Below are 17,078 nucleotides of genomic sequence, written 5' to 3' on the forward strand. Positions count from 1 at the left end.
CCATGATCCGTGCGCCCTTGCGCGGAGATGAATAGTGCGGAATGGCCCTCTAAATGACCGATATTTCATGAAATAGATAATATATTACAGATTGTTACCGTCATCTCCTGAGGTCAAGGCGGTTCGTCCGCTCACTTGCGCGGTTCGGCCGCAGGTGTGAACAGCAGGTCTTTGTAATCGAAGCTGAAATCGGCGATGGGCGAGACTGGTTTCGCGGAAATGGATGATACTTTGCCATCGGCGTCGAGCTGGAAGGTGAGATAGGCCTTTTCGATCCCCGGATCGTCGAACTGGGCGATGAAAGTATCGTACTGGTAGTGGACGAGGCGCCCGCTCATGCCTGCCGTGGGCGTGAAGTTGACCGTCAGCCCCTTGGCGTCCGAACCGATCGCCAGCTTGCCGTACCAGGGATCGCTGTAGGTCCCGGCATAGCGATCGAGCGGCAGCGACGGGCCGACCTTGGCCGGCGTGGCCGCCGCCTGCTTCATCGCCGCGACGGCACCGACGATGCGCTTGGCGCGATAGTCGTGAAAGCGCTGCGGCCAGTCCTGCCGGGGCAGGCCCAGGTAATGATCGAGCAGTTCGTACATCAGCCCGTGGCGCGGCTCGCTCTCCTCGGCATTCACCTCGATGGCGAAACCGACGTTCTTCTCGGGAATGAGGCACACGATCGAGGTGAAGCCGAGCAGCCCGCCGGCATGCCAGACGATGCGCGTGCCGTGGTAGTCGCGCACTTCCCAGCCCAGCGCATAGGCATCGAACGTCGGCGTGGTCGCCGCGATCGGGTCGGGCGCCGGGGTGATCGGGATCGGCGTGACCGGCGACCACATCTCCTTGCCGCCGCCGCGCTGAACAGGCGGCCGCCTTCGGGCAGCGCGCCGCCGGCAAGCTGGATCTGCAACCAGCGCGCCATGTCGTTGGCGCTCATCGCGACAAGGCCCGCCGGGGCCATCGCCCGACCCAGCTGGTCGCGCTCGTCGAGCACCACTTGCGGGCCATCGCCGCGCACCATGCCGACCCGGCCATGCGGCTGCGCGCGGTTGGGCGCGGAGGTCTGCGTCCTGAAGTCGGCCGCCGCATCGCGCATCCCCGCCGGCGCGAAGACATGCGCCTTCATGTAGTCTTCCCAGCTCTGCCCGCTGACGCGCTCGATCAGCAGCCCCGCCACCCCGTAAAGGATGTTGTCGTAGGCATAGCCGCTGCGAAAGCTCGTTGCCGGCTTGATGTAGCGCAGCCGGCGCATCAGGTCTTCGCGCGAGATCGAGCCGCGCGGCACGGTGAGCAGGTCGCCCGCTCCCAGCCCCAGCCCGCTGCGATGCACCAGCAGGTCGCGGATCGTCATCTCGCGCGTGACCCAGGCGTCGTACATCTGGAAATCGGGGATGTGATCGACGACCTTGTCGTCCCAACCGATCTTGCCGGCATCGACCAGCGTGGCGAGCGCGGTGGCGGTCAGGGCCTTGCCGGTCGAACCGATCATGAAAATCGTGTCCGCGTCCACTTTCGCGGGCGCGCCAAGCCGGCGTTCGCCATAACCCCTGGCGAGCACGACCTTGCCGTTCTCGACGATGGCAACGGCCATGCCCGGCGTGCCCGAGGACTGGCGGATTGCCTCGATCCGCGCGTCGATGTCTGCCGGCGGCGCGGCAAGGGCAGCGTGGGGAACGGCAGCGGCAAGGCAAAGCCCTGCCAGCATGGACAGACGTTTCATCGGGCTTCTCCTGGGGCGAGCTGGCCATTGCGGAACCGCCAGAGACCGATCGTCAGCAGCGGCAGGATGTAAAGGGCAAGGAGCACGAAGGCGAGCGCGCGATAGCCGTTGGCAATCAGCGCGATCAGTCCCACGCGGTCGGCCACCACCATGCACAGGACCAGCAGCGCGATCGTGATCGCGGCCCGCAACGGCACCGTCGGCGGGGCGCCGCGACGGTGCCGCCAGGCGGTGGCGATACGCTCGTTGATCGCATGGACGGCACCCGTGCCGCTTTCGAGCAGCGCCGAGAAGATCATCACCTGGAACAGCACATGGAACAGGGGCTGGCCAAGCTGGCGCAGCAGAAAGTCCGAAGGCAGCGCCTCGCCGGCGATGCCGGGCAGGAAGGCGACCATGCACACGAAGAACATGAGTGCCGGCAGCATCGCCAGCGGCCCGGCGATCGCGCCGGCAATCACCGCGTCGCGGTTGCTGGCAAGGTGGCGGGTGACCGGCAGAATCACGATCGCGCCGATGATGTTGTAGCTGGCATAAGTGAGCCCGCCTTCAAACCAGCCGTGACCGGCCGGCGCGCCCTGGGCAAAGGCGGCGGCGATGCGGTCTCCGAAGCTCGACAGCGCGAGGACGAGGAACACCGCATAGACGCCGTAGAGCAGCACCGAAACCCAGGTGAACAGCCGCTCGACAGCCGTGTTGCCGAAGGCGGCGAAGCCGGCGATGCCGGCCATCAGCGCAACCGTACCGGCCATCGGCGGGAGGCCGGTGGTGTGAACGATCTCGCCCGCCGCCGCGCCGAACACCGCGAGCAGCAGCATCACGAACAGCGCGTAGGCGATCTCGAACAGGATCCAGCCACGGCCCAGCAGCACTTTGAAGAAGGCGCGATAATCGCGCGCCCGCGCCGCACGGGCGACAAGGAACGTCGCCACGCAGACCGCGCTCCAGATCGCCGTTGCCAGCGCGATCGCGCCGATCCCGCCCCAGGCGCCGGCCGGCAGGAAGAACTCGGCGATCTCGCGCCCGGTGGCATAGCCGCCGCCGATCACGACGGCCTTGAACGATAGCCCCGGCAGGAGGAGCCGCTTGAACCAGCTCTCCGGAGCGGCTTGGCTCATCCGGTGCAGGCGTCGAGCAGGCGCTCGAACGCCATGCCGCCGCGGATCGGATCGGCGACGGGCAGGCTTAGACGCGCGGCCTCGGCGGCGATTTCCGCTGCCGCCGCGTCCTCGCTCATGCCCGCAGTGTTGAGGCTGACACCGGCGCAGCGGATCGCCGGATTGGTCAGCCGGCCCAGCGCGATCGTCTGCGCGATGACGTCCTCGATCGCCGGAACGGGATAGCCGGGCATGCCGAGGATGCGTTCGCGACCGGGCTGGTGGCAGACGACGAAGAGATCGGGCTGGCTGCCGTGCAGCAGGCCGAGCGATACCGCCGCATAGGCGGGGTGATAGAGCGAACCCTGGCCCTCGATGACGTCGATATGCGCCGGATCGGCCGCGGGCGTGAGCGCCTCGGCGGCACCGGCGACGAAATCGGCCACGACCGCGTCGATCGGGATACCCGATCCCGCGATCATGATCCCGGTCTGCCCGGTCGCCCGGAACGTGGCATCCAGCCCGCGCTCCTGCAGCCCCCGGGCGATGGCCAGTGCCGTGTATTTCTTGCCGAGCGCGCAATCGGTGCCGACGGTCAGCAGGCGCCTGCCCGAACGCTTGCGGCCGGTCGCCACACTAACGCCCTCGGGCGGGGTGCGGACATCGACGAGCAGGCGGCCGTTGTTTTCGGCCAGGCGGCGCAGTTCGGGAATGGCGTTCAGCTTCACGTGCATGCCGGCGACGATGTCGAGCCCGGCCTCCAGCGCGGCGAGCAAGCTCGGCACCCAGTGCGGCGGGATTGCCCCGCCAGGACTGGCGACGCCGATCAGCAACGCGCGGGCGCCACGGGCATAGGCCTGCTCCAGCTCGAGCCGTGGAAGGCCGGTGGATACTGCCGCGCCCGGCAGCACGAATTCCCCGACGCAGCGGTCCGGCGCCCAGTCACGCAATCCGAACGCGGTCTTGGCAAATCCCGGTTCGGTCGTGTCACCGAGAAAGAGCAGGTAAGGGCCGGGCAGCGTCAGGCTGCCCGACGCCTTGGCGGCCGGTTCGGCGGCCAGCGGAAATTCAGTATTGAGCACTGAGCGAAAGTCCGAATGTGCGCGGGCGGATAACGCCGGTGATGATCGCCCCGCCCGGGTTCAATGGCAAGCCATTCGCGGCCAGCGCGCCGGTCGAGGTCTTGCCCTCCGCATTGGTCAGGTTGCGGATGTAGGCCTCTATGCCGAACTTTCCGAAATCCAGGCCCGCGCGCAAATCGACGGTGGCGTAGGAAGGAAGCTGGCGCTGACGGCCGTTGGCGGTGCGGAAAGTCGCGTCGAAGCTGCCGCTCTGCTTGGAGAGAAAGAGCAGCGAACCGCCGATGAACGCCTTGGTGCTCCCACTCAGTTCCCAGTCGTAATCGGAATTGAGCGAGATGGCATACTTGGGGGTGAACGGCAGTTGATCACCCTTGCGGCCGCCCACCAGCGCCGGCGCGTCCGCCTTGAGCTTGGCATCGGTGTAAGCGCCGTTGAACGAAACCACGAAGCCCTGAGTAGGCCGCATCGTCAGCGTGAATTCGGCGCCCTGGCTCTTCGCTCCCGCGCCGTTGATGTTCACCCCAAAACCGTTGACCACGGTCAGCAACTGGATCTTGTCCCAATCGATATGGAACACCGCCAGGTCCAGCCCGAGGCTGCGATCCACCGTTTCGCCCTTGAAGCCCGCTTCGTAGCTAACGGCCGTATCGGGATCGAAACTGGACGGCGTTCCCGCCGGGGCATTCGGCGCGATCACGTTGGGACCGCCCGGACGATACCCCTTGGCGACACGGGCATAGAGCGTCGCCCGGTCGCTGATCTTGAACTTGGGCGCCACCGAATAGGTGAACACGTTGTCGGACGAGCGCAGGTTGCTGTTGACCGGCACATTGCCGGCGAGCACGCCGCTGGCCGCCTGGCTGGCGACCTGCTTGTTGTGGCTGTAGCGCCCGCCGAAATCGACGTCGAACATGGTGCCGAGATGCAGGGTCAGGTTGGCGAAGCCCGCATATTCCTTGTATTTGGACTGCAGATCGACATGGCCCAGCACGAAGGGGAAAGCGATCGGTGTCGTAGTGCCCGGCGTATAGGCGGCGTAGTCCTGCAGCAGCAGGCCCTTTTCGTCGTTGTAATAGCCGCCGATCAACCAATCGAGGCTGTTTCCGACCGCACCGGCAAGGCGCAGTTCCTGCGTCCACTTGCGCGTGTTGACCTTCTGGTTGAGCACGAAATCGTTGGCCGGCGCGCCCAGCAATGCCTGCACGATGCCGCTGAGATTGAACGTCGCGTCATCGCGGAAGGTCTGCTTCTGCGTGGCGTAGCTGGTCGCGCTGGTCAGCGTGGCGAAACCAAGGTCGGCGGTGATCGTGCCGCTGTAAACCCGGTAGTCGACATTGGTGAACTCGGGCGAGAACTGCGACTGGGTGGGGCGGCCATAGAGCGTGCGCAGCGTGGCCGGATCGCTCTCCACCGACGAATCCGCATTGGCGCGAATGTTCTGGAGATAGGCTGTCAGACGGACGTCGAACATCTCGTTCGGCTTGAACAGCAGCGAGGCGCGGCCGCCATAGACCTTGGAATCGTTGATGTTGCGGGCGACGTCCGAGGTGACCGGGCTGGCGAACGACGTGCCCGAGGTGCCGATGGAATCGATCCAGCCGCCGTTCTTGTGGTAGAAGCCCGATGCGCGGAACGCGAGCGTCTCGCCCAGCGGCAGGTTGATCATCGCGTTGCCGTGGTACGACATCGCGCCGCCCTTGGTCGCCTCCGCCGCGCCGCGCACCGCGCCTTCGGTGGCGCCAAGCTTGGGCGCGTTGGTGACGTACTTGATGAGCCCGCCCAGCGTGGAGGCGCCATAGAGCGTGCCCTGCGGCCCGCGCAGCACTTCGACGCGCGCGATGTCGAAAGTATCGAAATCGCCGGCCAGAACCGCGCCGTTGGCCAGAGCCGTCGACGAGCCGAAGGGCGTTTCGTCGACATAGACGCCCACGGTGGAGGCTACGCCGCCGGTGTTGAGGCCACGCAGCACCAGACGGCCCGCGCCCGGCGTGGCCTGGTTGAGCTGAAGCCCCGGGACGTGGTTGAGAAAGTCCTGGAAGTTGTTGGCCTGCGACCGTTCGAGGAGGTCGCCCGAAACCACCGAGATCGATTGCGGAACGTCGATCAGGGTCTGTTCGCGCTTCTGCGCGGTCACGACGATTTCATCGTCGCCGAACGAGCCCTTGTCGGAATCGGTCGCCGACTGCGCGAGGGCCGGGCCGGATGCGATGGCCGCCAGGCAAGCGGTCATCAGCAGGGTGGTGCGAGCTGGTCTCATGGTATTCCTCCCGGTTTCGGGTCCGTTGGGACAAGGCGTGCCGGAAGGGCCACTTCCCCCAAGGCCTTCCGACGCGCCGCGTGATATTGTTATCCTGATAAGGACGTTATTGTCTCAATAAGAAAACTGTCAATCCATTTCGATCGGTCCGTTCCTAATCCGCGCTGACCGTTGCTCGATCGCCTCGGTCGGCGCGCTCAGCAGACGCAGGAGCAGGGCGGACAGGCAGGCTAGCCCGGCAAGGACGAGGAAAAACGGTGCCGGAGCGAGGCGGCTCCACAACGTGCCGACCACGCCGGCGCTGAGGCTGCCAGTGAAAGTGATGAAAAACCACGCCGCAACGGTGGTCGCGCCAAGGCTCAGCGGCGCCAGGCGGGCAAACAGGCCAAGGCCCGTCGGCAGGATAAACAGTTCGCCGAACGTGAAAATCAGGAAGAATGCGGCAAGCCATATCCAGTTGGCCCGCGCTGGGCCGCTCGTCCAGGCGATCGTGGCAAGCATCGTGTAGGCGCCGGCGACGATCAATGCGCCCATCGCCATGCGGTGCAGGGGCGCGGCATCGCCACCGCCTTCGGCCCGGCGACGCCAGAAGTGGAGAAGGGGCGGGGTCAGCAGCATGACGAACAGCGGATTGAGCGACTGGAACCAGGTCATCGGCACGGCAAGGCTGCCAACGCTCCGGTCGATTCCGCTGTCGGCCCACAGGGCAACGGTGTTGCCCACCTGTTCGTAGGCGGAGCGGAACAGCGTTACCGCCAGACCAATGCCGAGCAGGACCGCCGCCACTTTGGGATCGAACACGATCGGCTGCGCTTCTGTCCTGTGCGTGGGCTTGCGTTCGGGCGGCAGGTGGCGCTGGCCGGACAGGTAGATCACCAGCCCCAGGCCCATCCCGATCCCCGCGACGCCGAAGCCGTAATGCCAGCCATAGACCTCGCCCAGCGTGCCGCAGATCAGCGGCGCCAGAAAGCCGCCGATATTGATGCCCACGTAATAGACATTGTACGCCCAGCCACGGCGTTGATCGTCGGGCTTGTAGAGGTCGCCAACCTGGCTTGGCAGGCACGGCAGGAACAGGCCGTTCCCGATCGCGATAGTGGCGAGCGCGCCATAGAACAGCGGCTCGAAGGTCATCATGAAGTGGCCGGCGCACATGATCCCGCCGCCCAGCATGATCGCCCGGCGCTTGCCGAGCAGGCGGTCGGCGATCAGCCCGCCGAGGATCGGGGTGAAATAGGCGCCGGCGGTGTACGTGCCGTAGATGAACGACGCGTGCGCCTGACCCAGCATGAGCTGCTTGGTCATGTAATAGACCAGCAGAGCGCGCATACCGTAGTACGAGAACTGCTCCCACATGTTGGTGAGGAACAAGACCGTCAGCCCGCGCGGCTGCCCGAACCAGGTCTGTTCCGGCATCATGCGGTGACGGGCGCGCCCGATCCCCACACCGCAGGGCCAGCGAAGATATCGCCGTTGGCGTAGGTGACGCCCGGCTCCCGGTCGCGGGCGAGAAAGGTCGGCCCATCAAGGTCGACGACATCGCAGAGCTGGCCCAGGACGAAGCCCGGTGCCATCGCCAGACTGGTGCCGACCATGTTGCCGACCATCACGTCTAGGCCAAGCGCGCGCGCCTTTTCGGCCATCAGCAGGCCCTCCGTCAGCCCGCCGCACTTGTCGAGCTTGATGTTCACGACCTGATAACGGCCGACCGCACCGGGGATGTCGTCGAGCGAGAGAATGCTCTCGTCGCCAGCGATCGGCACGGGCGAGGCGAGGCCTTCGAGATCGGCCTCGCATCCGCGCGCGACCGGTTGTTCGAGCAGCGAAACCCCTTCGGCGACCAGCACTTCGATCAGCGGCTCAAGATCGGCCGCCGCAAAGCCCTGGTTCCCGTCCACCCCCAGCCAGACATCAGGCCGCGCCGCCCGGATCGCCCGCACTCTCGCGCCGTCTAGGTCCAGATCGCCGGTGAGCTTGACCTTGATCGCGCTGGCGTCGGCGTAGTTCGCAGCCCCGCGCGCCATCACATCGGGTGTATCCGCGCCGAGCGTGAAGGTCGTCCGCAGGGCGCGCGGGCTGGACTGCCCGGCAAGCTGCCAGACCGGAATACCGGCCCGGTTCGCTTCGAGTTCCCAAAGCGCGCAGTCCACCGCGTTGCGCGCTCCGCCCGGGGGCATGATCGCGCGCAGTTCCTCGCGCCCGATCCCGCTTTCGATCGCAGACCGCGCCGCCGCGATGCCGGCGAGCATATGGGGAACGTCATCGCCCAGGAAGAACACGCCGCCGCCTTCGCCGCGCCCGGTGTGTTCGCCATCGTCCAGAGTGACGACGATCACCTCGGAGCACTCGAACACGTGGCCCGCAATGCGGAATGGTTGCGCCAGCCGCAGCGTCTCGGTCGCGACCGTGAGCGTGAGAGCGGCCATCAGTAGGCCACCGTCATCGCCACCAGCCCGAAGGTGACCGCGAAGTAGAGCACCATCAGCGAGGCCAGCAGCAGCAGCACCGCCCAAAGCTTGCTGAACCAGCCGCGCTTGCCCTTCCACGTTTGCCAGGCATACCAGGCGGCGATCGGCACGGCGCCGAAGAACGCGATCAGGCCAAGGATTTGCAATGCCCACAGCCAGGGGTCCAGCCCACCCGCCAGGAAGCTCGCGCTTTCCAGCAGGAGCGAGAAGGCCACGACCCAGCCGATCAGCACGGCAACGGATGTCGCGCTGACGATGCGCACCGCCCGATAGGCCTTGAGAGCACCCCGTTCCAGCCCAAACGCCGCCTTGTAGCGCCGCCGCGTGAACCAGCCCCATGGCCAGGCGATCAGCGTCAGCACGAGAACGCCAAGGCTGGCATAGAGCGCCGGCAAGACCCACGTGGCCGAGCGGCTGGCGGGCACGCGATCGAACACTTCGAACGGGGAAAAGAAGTCCATCGACCAGCGGACGACCTTGCCGTCCACCACCTTGGCGGAAAGGCGGTCGTGCCCGAACTTGTCGCGCCAGAGGAAGGGGGCGATCTCGACCCATTCGCGCGGCCGTCCGTTCGGCCCTTTCAGGCCCGGAATGACCAGTTCGCCCTTGTCGTTGGTCGCGACTTTGAACTGGCCGAGCAGGTTCACGACGGAGAAGTAGTTGGTCTGCCACCGGCGGCTCGCATCCCAGTTGCCCGCCATCATCTTCGCGTGTTCTTTCGCCGTCGCGGCATCGACGCGCCCGTCGGCCGGGCCGGCATAGGGCAGGTAGCGGTCGGCGAAATCCATGAATAGCGCGTTGCGCAGGTCGCCCGAAGCGCCCTGGCGCCCACCGCTGTTGAACGAGACGTAGAAGCCGATTCCGTCCTTCATGAACAGGTGCAGCGCGGTGTGGAAGGCCTCGGTATCGCCCAGATGGCCGATGACTTCGCGCCCGTTCACGTTGGTTTCGAAGAACCCGAGTTCCATGCGGTTAAGCGGCGGCACCAGCGAGAAAGGGTCCACCTTGGCAAGCGGGCTGTCGTGCATCATGTCCGCCGTCTCCGGCTTCAGGATGCGCTGGCCGTCGATCTCGCCACGCTGCAGGTGCGCGATCATGAAGCGGCCCATGTCGGTGCCCGATGCGGAAAGCGATCCGGCCGGCCACGGCCCCAGAATCTCGAAGCCCTCGGTCGGCTTGCCGTCCTTGTAGCCAACTGACATGTCGGGCACGAGCCGCTGCGGCAGGGGCTGACGCATGGACGACTGGTGCATCCCGACCGGGCCAAGCACGTGCCTCTCCGTATAGGCGAAGAAGTCCTCGCCCGAGGTGCGCTGTACGATATAGCCGGCAAGGGCGGTGCCCCAATTCGAATAGGCCGGGGTTGAACCCGGCGCGAAGATGCGCGCGGGAACGGCGCGCTTCAGGTAATCCCCCAGCGGCATGTCCCACTTCTTGTCGTAGAAGATGATGCCTTTGCCGGTTTCCTCGAAGCCGCCGGTGTGCGTCATCAGCTGGCGCATCGTTATCTGCTTGCCGTGGTAGGGGGGAATCCGGAAATCGAGATAGGCGTTGACGTCGCGGTCCAGGTCGATCTTGCCCTGTTCGACCTGCTGCATCACCGCGGTCCAGGTCACCAGCTTCGACACCGAGCCGGGGCGGAACAGCGTGCGCTCGGGATCGACCGGCTTGCGCGCGGCCACGTCGGCATAGCCGAACCCGCGCGCGGTCAGGATCTTGCCGTCCTTGACCACGGTTACCACCGCGCCGGGAATGTCTCCGTTGCGCAGCGCCTGCGGCATATAGCCATCAAGCCAGGTATCCACATCCGATTTGGTGAGCACGGCCGGCGCCGGTTGCGCCGTTGGTTGCGACGCGCCCGCCCCGACAGCGGGGGAGGGAGCCTGTCCCTGGATCAACCCACCGCCGCACAGCAGCAAAAGTCCGCCGACGATGGCCTTGCGCCATGTTCGCATGATCCTGAACTCCCTTGATGCTCACCGGGATTGCTCTGGCCACGCCAGACCAGTACAGTGTGCAAATGCTCCAATTGGGATTACATTATCCTGATTGGAAAATCAGTCAACGAATAAGGATCGTCCGAATGTCCGCAGCTACTCCCACACTCGGCGCGCTTGTTCGGGGATTGCGCAGCCGTAACGGGTGGACGCTCAAGCAAATGAGCGAGAAGGCGGGCATTCCGGTCTCCACCTTGTCGAAGGTGGAACACGACCGGCTTACGCTGACCTATGATAAGCTGCAGCAGATCAGCCAGCGGCTTGGCCTGCGGATGTCCGAACTGTTCGCCGAAAGCAGCCGCGATGAAACGCCCGCCGCGCAGGTGACCGCGCGGCGCAGCAAGGGTCTGCTCGACGAGGCGCTGCGCGTCGAAACGCCCAATTACGATTACTATTATCTCTGCACCGAACTGCGGCGGAAGCGCATGATCCCGGCCATCACCAAGATCCGCGCCAAGACGCTCGAACAGTTCGGCGATCTCGTGCGCCACGCGGGCGAGGAATTCGTCTATGTGGTTCGTGGTAGCGTAGTGGTCGTGACGGAGTTCTACGACGCGATGGTGTTGCACGAGGGCGAATCGCTCTACATCGATTCCAGTATGGGGCACGCCTATCTCGCCGCGGAAGGCTGCGACGAGGCCGAGGTGCTCGGCGTGATGTCAAGCAGCGATGCCGAACTGCTGGATTCGCTGCTCGACATTCACGAAGAACAGCTAGGCGGCGCGCCCGAGAAGCGGCAATCCCGCAAGGCCATGGCTTTGCCGCGCCTCTAGAGGTTTCGGCCGGATGGAAACGGGCCTTGGCGCCGGTCCCGCACAACATCGATAAAGTTGATAATAGAGATTATGTAAAATAAGACGTCCGCACGGATGCGAACCACTATCGTTGCGCGACGCGCTTGTATCCGCCATCGTTGCCGGTATCGGACGAAGACTGGGCGGGCGGTAGGACAACAGGAGCCGGCCATCGAGCCGGGGAACGAGAGGATAGCGCATGAAGACTGAGTTCGATGGCGTCACGATCACCACGCAGGATGCCGTCGCGATCGTCAGCTTTTCGCGCCCGCCGCTCAACTATTTCGATGTCGATCTGATCAACACGCTGGCGGACGCGCTGGAGGAAATCGATCGTGCCGACGATCTGCGCGCCGTCCTGCTGCGCTCCGAAGGCAAGGTCTTCTGCGCCGGCGCGAGCTTTTCCGGCCGCGAAGGGTCTGGCCAGGGCGAACTGGCCGATCCGGGCGATCTCTATCGCCAGGCGGTCCGCTTGTTCCGGACGCGCAAACCCATCGTTGTCGCGGTTCAGGGTGCGGCCATTGGCGGAGGGCTTGGCCTCGCCATGGTGGGCGATTTCCGGATTGCGGCGGAAGACGCCCGGTTCGCCGGGAATTTCGTCAAGATCGGCATCCATCCCGGCTTCGGGCTGACCCATATTCTGCCGCGCGTGATCGGCCATCAGAACACCGCGAAGCTGTTCTACACCGGCCGCCGATACACCGGAGCCGAAGCCGCGGCCATGGGCCTGGTGGACGAGGTGGTGCCCGCCGAGCACCTGGCGAAAGCCGCCCTCGCCTTTGCCACCGAGATCGCCGAAGGCGCGCCGCTCGCGGTCGAAGCCACGCGCGCCACGCTGCGCCACGGGCTTGCCGATGCGGTGGCCGCGCAGACCGAACGGGAATGCCGCGAACAGATCACGCTGTTCGCCAGCGCGGACTTCAAGGAAGGCGTGCAGGCGGTCGCCGAACGCCGGCCGGGCCGCTGGCAGCGGCGCTAAGCCACAGGCGTCCACGCTGGCCACATGGCCCGCGTCAAGCGCGCGGCGGTGCAGCCGCTTCCCAGCCCCCGCCCAGGGCGCGGAACACGTCCACCTGCGCGAACGCCACCGCGCGCTTGGCCGCTGCGAGATCGGCGTCGGCGCTGGCCAGGGTGCGCTGCGCGTCGAGCAGCGTCAGGAAGTCGATCCGCCCTTCCCGCTGCCGCGCGACGCTGATCGCCGCCGCGCGCGCCGCCGCATCGCGCGCGGACGCCAGCGTCTGTTCGCGCTCCAGCGCGTGGCTGTAGGATGCCAGCGCCCGTTCGGTTTCCTCTAGCGCGCGCAGCACGGTGCCATCGAATTGCGCCAGCGAGGCCGCGCTATCGGCCTTGGCCGCCGCGATCCGCGCCCGCACCGGTTCCTGGTTGGGGAACGACCAGTTGATGAGCGGACCGAGCAGCCAGCGGAACGGGCCGCCGGTGAACGGGTTCGCGCCGCCCAGCGCCGTCGCGCCGATCGATCCGCCCAGCGTGATCCGGGGATAGAGGTCGGCCGTGGCAACGCCGACGCGCGCCGCATCGGCTGACAGGCGCCGCTCCGCCGCCTTGACGTCGGGCCGCCGCGCCAGCAGCGCCGCGCCATCGCCCACGGGAATGGGTTGGGCAAGCGCGGGCGTGACGGTACCGGCGCTGGCGATCTCGGACGGTAGCGCCTGCGGCGTCCGGCCGGTCAGCGTCGCCAACCGGAACAGCGCGGCATCGCGGTCCGCCTGAAGCGCGGGGATCTGCGCCTGTTGCTGATCGCGCAGCGCGGTCACGCGGATCACGTCGAGCCGGTCCGACCGGCCCACCTCGAACCGTGCGGTGGTGATGCGGATCGACCGATCGAGCAGCGCCACGGTCTGTTGCGCCACGGCCAGCCGCTCGGCGGACGTGGTCACATCGAAATAGGCGCGCACCGTATCCGCGATCACCGCCACGCGCACGGCGGCCGCGTCCGCTTCCGCGGCTTCCAGATCGCCCCCCCGCGCGGCGGTGATCCCGCTTTTCACGCGGCCGAACAGATCGACTTCGTAGGAGACATCGAGGCCGCCATCGAACGTCCAGCTTTCGCGGTCCACGCCAACCGGCGTCTGCGCGGCGGCAGAGCGGCCATAGTCGGCCGAAGTGGTAACCCCGGTTTGCGGCAGCCTTTGCGAACGCGCGCCGCGCAGTTGCGCCCGCGCCCGCTCGATCCGCGCCACGGCCACGCGCACGTCGGTATTTTGCGCCAGCGTATCCTCGACCAGGTGATCCAGCCGGGCATCATGATACAGCGTCCACCAGCGATCGGCGGTTGCCGCCGTGCTGACGGTTGGCGAGGCGCTGCCAAGGAACGGCCCGGCGGCCGCCTGCGGCGCGACAGGGGGCGTGTAGGCTGGCACCGTGGCGCAGGCGCTGAGCGCCGAGGCACCTAGCAACAAAGGAAGCAGTTTCCGGATCATCATCGCAATTCCTTATTCGGCCGGCTGCGGCGCATAGGCGGCCGCGGCGCGGCGGCCACGGCCCAGGCGTTCGCCCAGGCCCCGGCAGACCACGTAGAAAGTAGGCGTGAACAGCAGGCCGAACGCGGTGACGCCGGTCATGCCGAAGAACACCGCCGTGCCCAGTGCCTGCCGCAGTTCCGCCCCTGCCCTGCTCGCCACCACCAGCGGCACCGCACCGAGGATGAAGGCGAAGCTGGTCATCAGGATCGGGCGCAGCCGCGCGCGGGCGGCATGGACCGCCGCTTCCACGGGTGAAAGGCCGCGTTCCTCTTCCGCCTGCTTGGCGAATTCGACCACCAGGATCGCGTTCTTGGCGGCCAGGGCGATCAGCACGACAAGGCCGATCTGAGTCAGGATGTTGTTGTCCATCCCCCGCAGGTTTACGCCCAGCATCGCTGCGAACAGGCACATCGGCACGATCAGGATGATAGCCAGCGGCAGCGTCAGACTTTCATACTGGGCCGCGAGCACGAGGAAGACGAAGAACACGGCCATGGCGAAGACCACGCCGGCGGTGTTTCCGGCGGTCTTCTGCTGATAGGCGATGTCGGTCCATTCGCCGCCATAGCCGGCGGGCACGGTCGATGCGGCAAGCGCTTCCATCGTCGTCAGCGATTGCCCGGTCGAATAGCCCGGCGCGGTGCTGCCGTCGATTTCGACCGCCGGCATCAGGTTGTAGCGGACCACGCGATAGGGTCCGGTCTTGTCGCGGAAGGTGGAGACCGATCCGATCGGCACCATCTGCCCGGAGTTCGAGCGGGTCTTGAGGTTGGCGATGTCCGCCACCGAACCGCGATGGTCGGCATCGGCCTGAGCCGTTACGCGATAAGTCCGCCCCAGAAGGTTGAAATCGTTGACGAATGCGGAGCCGAGATAAACCTGCATCGCTTCGAACACGCGTTCGGGCGGCACGCCCAGCAGATCGGCCTTGCGACGGTCGACATCCGCGAACACGCGCGGGGTACCGACATCGAACAGCGTATAGACCTGGCTGAGGCCGGGCGTCTGATTGGCCTTGGCGATAACGTCACCCGCCACCTTGTTCAGCGCGTCGTAGCCCCGGCCTTCGCGATCCTGCAGCATGTAGCGATAACCGCCGGCCGCACCGATGCCTTGGATGACCGGCGGTGGCACCAGCAGGATGCGCGCCTTGTCATAGCCTTCAACGGCCTTGCCCGCCTGCTCCATGATCCCGGCATAAGTCACGCCTTCCGCGCCGCGTTCGGCAAAGCTCTTGAACGGGAAGTAGATCGCGGCCGAATTGGGCGCCGACGTCTGCGACGGGCCGTGGAAGCCGGCGAACATCACCGCGCCGCGCAAGCCCTTGATCGGCAGGATCTTGGCCGCGACTTCGCGCGTCACCGCGTCGGTGCGCTCCAGCGAGGCTCCGGGGGGCAGTTGCACCACGGCCAGGAAGTAGCCCTGATCCTGCGCCGGAATGAACCCGCCGGGCGTCGCCCAGAACAGGCCGATCGTGGCGACGATCAGCGCGGCATAGGTCGCGAGCACCTTCTTGCGGCGGGCCAGCAGCCAGCGCGTGAGGCGGCCATAGCGGTCGGACAGGCGATCGAAGCCGGCGTTGAAGCGATCGCCGGCTTGCGCCAGCACGCGCTTCCAACGCGGTGCGGTGGGATCCTCGGCGGCAGACCCGTGCTTGGGGCGCAGCAGCAGCGCGGCGGCGGCCGGTGACAGCGTCAGCGACAGCAGCAGCGAGATCACCGTCGCGGTAGAGATCGTCACGGCGAACTGCTGGTAGAACGCGCCCGAAATGCCGGTGATGAACAGCGTCGGCACGAACACGGCGCACAGCACCAGCACGATCGCGACCAGCGCGGCCGCAACCTCATCCATCGAGGTGCGCGCGGCCTCCAGCGGACTCATGCCGTGCTCAATGTTGCGCTCGACGTTCTCGACCACGACGATGGCATCGTCGACGACGATGCCGATCGCCAGAACAAGCCCGAACAGCGAGAGCGAATTGAGCGAATAGCCAACCGCCGCCAGCATCGTCGCCGTGCCGATCAGCGAGACCGGGATGGCGATGATCGGGATGACCGCCGCGCGCCAGTTCTGCAGGAACACCAGGATGACGATGACGACGAGGATCACCGCTTCGAACAGCGTGTGATAGACCGCGTCGATCGACTGGCTGATGAACTCGGTGGGGTTGTAGATCACACTGTATTCCAGCCCCTTGGGGAACTGCTTGGACAGCGTGTCCATCTCCGCCTTGACCTTGTTGGCGGCATCCAGTGCATTGGAACCCGGGCGCTGCATTACCGCCACGACCACGGTGGGCTTGTTCGACAGGTAGGTGTTGATGCCGTAGTCCTGCGCGCCGAGTTCCACGCGCGCCACATCGCGCACGCGGACCTGATGGCCATCGGCGTCGCTGCGGATGACGACATCGCCGAACTGCTGCGGGTCGGTCAGTCGGCCCTGCATCTCCACGCCGATCTGGAAGGCTTCGCCGCGGTTGTAGGGCGGCTGCCCGATCGCGCCGGAAGAGACCTGCACGTTCTGCGCGCGCAGCGCCGCCACGATCTCGCCCGCCGTCAGGTTGAGTTCGGCGGCGCGGCCGGGATCGATCCAGACGCGCATGGCATAGTCGCGCGCACCGAAGAGCTGCACGTCGCCCACGCCATCCAACCGGGCCAGCCGGTCACGCACCTGCGTCAGCGCGTAGTTCGACAGGTAATCACGGTCGAACGTGCCGTCGGGCGACTGGAGGTTGACGACCATCAGGAAGTTCGGCGTGGTCTTGCGCGTCACCACGCCCAGCCGCTGCACTTCCTCGGGCAGGCGCGGCGTTGCCACGGCAACGCGGTTCTGTACGAGCACCTGCGCGGCATCGAGATCGGTGCCGATCTTGAAGGTTACGGTAATCGTCACCTTGCCGTCGCCGGTCGACTGGCTGCTCATGTAGAGCATGTTGTCGACGCCGTTGATTTCCTGCTCGATCGGCGCGGCCACGGTCTGAGCAACGGTTTCGGCGGAGGCGCCGGGGTACTGCGCCGCGACGGTGACCGTCGGCGGCACGATGTCGGGATACTGGCTGACGGGCAGGCCGATGAAAGCCAGCGCGCCGACGACCGAGATGATCACCGCGATCACCGCCGCGAAGATCGGCCGGTCGATGAAGAAGCGCGAGAAACGCATGAGAGGGTAATCCTGCGAAAGAAGAAACGG

General features: G+C 66.2%; 12 protein-coding genes. 2 read left to right on the forward strand and 10 right to left on the reverse strand.

Translation table 11 applies throughout. From position 1 onward, the window contains the following. Window positions 1-131: 131 nt before the first annotated feature. The 8 genes from FA702_RS23585 to FA702_RS18845 all read right to left on the reverse strand — a co-directional run bounded on the left by FA702_RS23585 (window position 132) and on the right by FA702_RS18845 (window position 10,570). Window positions 132-734 carry a DUF3471 domain-containing protein gene (locus FA702_RS23585; protein ID WP_370385537.1) on the reverse strand — a complete coding sequence of 201 codons (603 nt, stop codon included), beginning with the start codon at window positions 732-734 and terminating at the stop codon, window positions 132-134. Continuing rightward, entirely contained in the window at window positions 623-1,711 is a 1,089-nt protein-coding gene (locus FA702_RS18815) for a serine hydrolase domain-containing protein (RefSeq protein ID WP_370385538.1), read from the reverse strand. The genes FA702_RS23585 and FA702_RS18815 overlap by 112 nt, the downstream gene beginning before the upstream one ends. Further along, window positions 1,708-2,829 (reverse strand): hypothetical protein, encoded by a 1,122-nt coding sequence (locus tag FA702_RS18820; protein ID WP_136957658.1) that lies wholly within the window; start codon window positions 2,827-2,829, stop codon window positions 1,708-1,710. Before FA702_RS18820 ends, FA702_RS18815 begins: the two co-directional genes overlap by 4 nt. Next, entirely contained in the window at window positions 2,826-3,890 is a 1,065-nt protein-coding gene (locus FA702_RS18825; RefSeq protein WP_370385539.1) for a DUF1611 domain-containing protein, read from the reverse strand. Before FA702_RS18825 ends, FA702_RS18820 begins: the two co-directional genes overlap by 4 nt. After that, window positions 3,877-6,147: a TonB-dependent receptor gene (locus FA702_RS18830; RefSeq protein WP_136957659.1), complete on the reverse strand. Its 2,271-nt coding sequence runs from the start codon at window positions 6,145-6,147 to the stop codon at window positions 3,877-3,879. Before FA702_RS18830 ends, FA702_RS18825 begins: the two co-directional genes overlap by 14 nt. Before the next feature lie 129 nt (window positions 6,148-6,276). Further along, the gene (locus FA702_RS18835) at window positions 6,277-7,566 is read right to left on the reverse strand and encodes a peptide MFS transporter (protein ID WP_136957660.1); all 1,290 of its coding nucleotides are present in this window, start codon (window positions 7,564-7,566) and stop codon (window positions 6,277-6,279) included. Beyond that, the gene (locus FA702_RS18840) at window positions 7,563-8,573 is read right to left on the reverse strand and encodes a dipeptide epimerase (RefSeq protein WP_136957661.1); all 1,011 of its coding nucleotides are present in this window, start codon (window positions 8,571-8,573) and stop codon (window positions 7,563-7,565) included. Before FA702_RS18840 ends, FA702_RS18835 begins: the two co-directional genes overlap by 4 nt. Beyond that, the gene (locus tag FA702_RS18845; protein WP_136957662.1) at window positions 8,573-10,570 is read right to left on the reverse strand and encodes a serine hydrolase; all 1,998 of its coding nucleotides are present in this window, start codon (window positions 10,568-10,570) and stop codon (window positions 8,573-8,575) included. Before FA702_RS18845 ends, FA702_RS18840 begins: the two co-directional genes overlap by 1 nt. A 128-nt stretch (window positions 10,571-10,698) precedes the next feature. On the opposite strand from FA702_RS18845, the gene FA702_RS18850 reads away from it, so the two are divergent. Together FA702_RS18850 and FA702_RS18855 are read left to right on the forward strand one after the other, a co-directional pair. Continuing rightward, entirely contained in the window at window positions 10,699-11,385 is a 687-nt protein-coding gene (locus FA702_RS18850) for a helix-turn-helix domain-containing protein (protein WP_136957663.1), read from the forward strand. 220 nt (window positions 11,386-11,605) lie between these two features. Beyond that, window positions 11,606-12,385 carry an enoyl-CoA hydratase/isomerase family protein gene (locus FA702_RS18855; RefSeq protein ID WP_136957664.1) on the forward strand — a complete coding sequence of 260 codons (780 nt, stop codon included), beginning with the start codon at window positions 11,606-11,608 and terminating at the stop codon, window positions 12,383-12,385. Between the two features lie 34 nt (window positions 12,386-12,419). Here FA702_RS18855 and FA702_RS18860 read toward each other — a convergent pair whose 3' ends face one another. Continuing rightward, on the reverse strand, window positions 12,420-13,847 hold the full coding sequence (locus FA702_RS18860; RefSeq protein ID WP_136958068.1) for an efflux transporter outer membrane subunit: 1,428 nt from the start codon (window positions 13,845-13,847) through the stop codon (window positions 12,420-12,422). 12 nt (window positions 13,848-13,859) lie between these two features. Beyond that, the gene (locus FA702_RS18865) at window positions 13,860-17,048 is read right to left on the reverse strand and encodes an efflux RND transporter permease subunit (RefSeq protein WP_136957665.1); all 3,189 of its coding nucleotides are present in this window, start codon (window positions 17,046-17,048) and stop codon (window positions 13,860-13,862) included. Window positions 17,049-17,078: the final 30 nt, after the last annotated feature.

This window comes from Novosphingobium sp. EMRT-2 (assembly GCF_005145025.1).
Lineage (GTDB): Bacteria > Pseudomonadota > Alphaproteobacteria > Sphingomonadales > Sphingomonadaceae > Novosphingobium.

Coding starts and splice junctions, on each gene's coding strand:
- FA702_RS18850 (WP_136957663.1), top strand. CDS start 10,699: ATGTCCGCAGCTACTCCCACACTCGGCGCGCTTGTTCGGGGATTGCGC.
- FA702_RS18840 (WP_136957661.1), bottom strand. CDS start 8,573: ATGGCCGCTCTCACGCTCACGGTCGCGACCGAGACGCTGCGGCTGGCG.
- FA702_RS18860 (WP_136958068.1), bottom strand. CDS start 13,847: ATGATCCGGAAACTGCTTCCTTTGTTGCTAGGTGCCTCGGCGCTCAGC.
- FA702_RS18835 (WP_136957660.1), bottom strand. CDS start 7,566: ATGATGCCGGAACAGACCTGGTTCGGGCAGCCGCGCGGGCTGACGGTC.
- FA702_RS18845 (WP_136957662.1), bottom strand. CDS start 10,570: ATGCGAACATGGCGCAAGGCCATCGTCGGCGGACTTTTGCTGCTGTGC.
- FA702_RS18820 (WP_136957658.1), bottom strand. CDS start 2,829: ATGAGCCAAGCCGCTCCGGAGAGCTGGTTCAAGCGGCTCCTCCTGCCG.
- FA702_RS18815 (WP_370385538.1), bottom strand. CDS start 1,711: ATGAAACGTCTGTCCATGCTGGCAGGGCTTTGCCTTGCCGCTGCCGTT.
- FA702_RS18855 (WP_136957664.1), top strand. CDS start 11,606: ATGAAGACTGAGTTCGATGGCGTCACGATCACCACGCAGGATGCCGTC.
- FA702_RS18865 (WP_136957665.1), bottom strand. CDS start 17,048: ATGCGTTTCTCGCGCTTCTTCATCGACCGGCCGATCTTCGCGGCGGTG.
- FA702_RS18830 (WP_136957659.1), bottom strand. CDS start 6,147: ATGAGACCAGCTCGCACCACCCTGCTGATGACCGCTTGCCTGGCGGCC.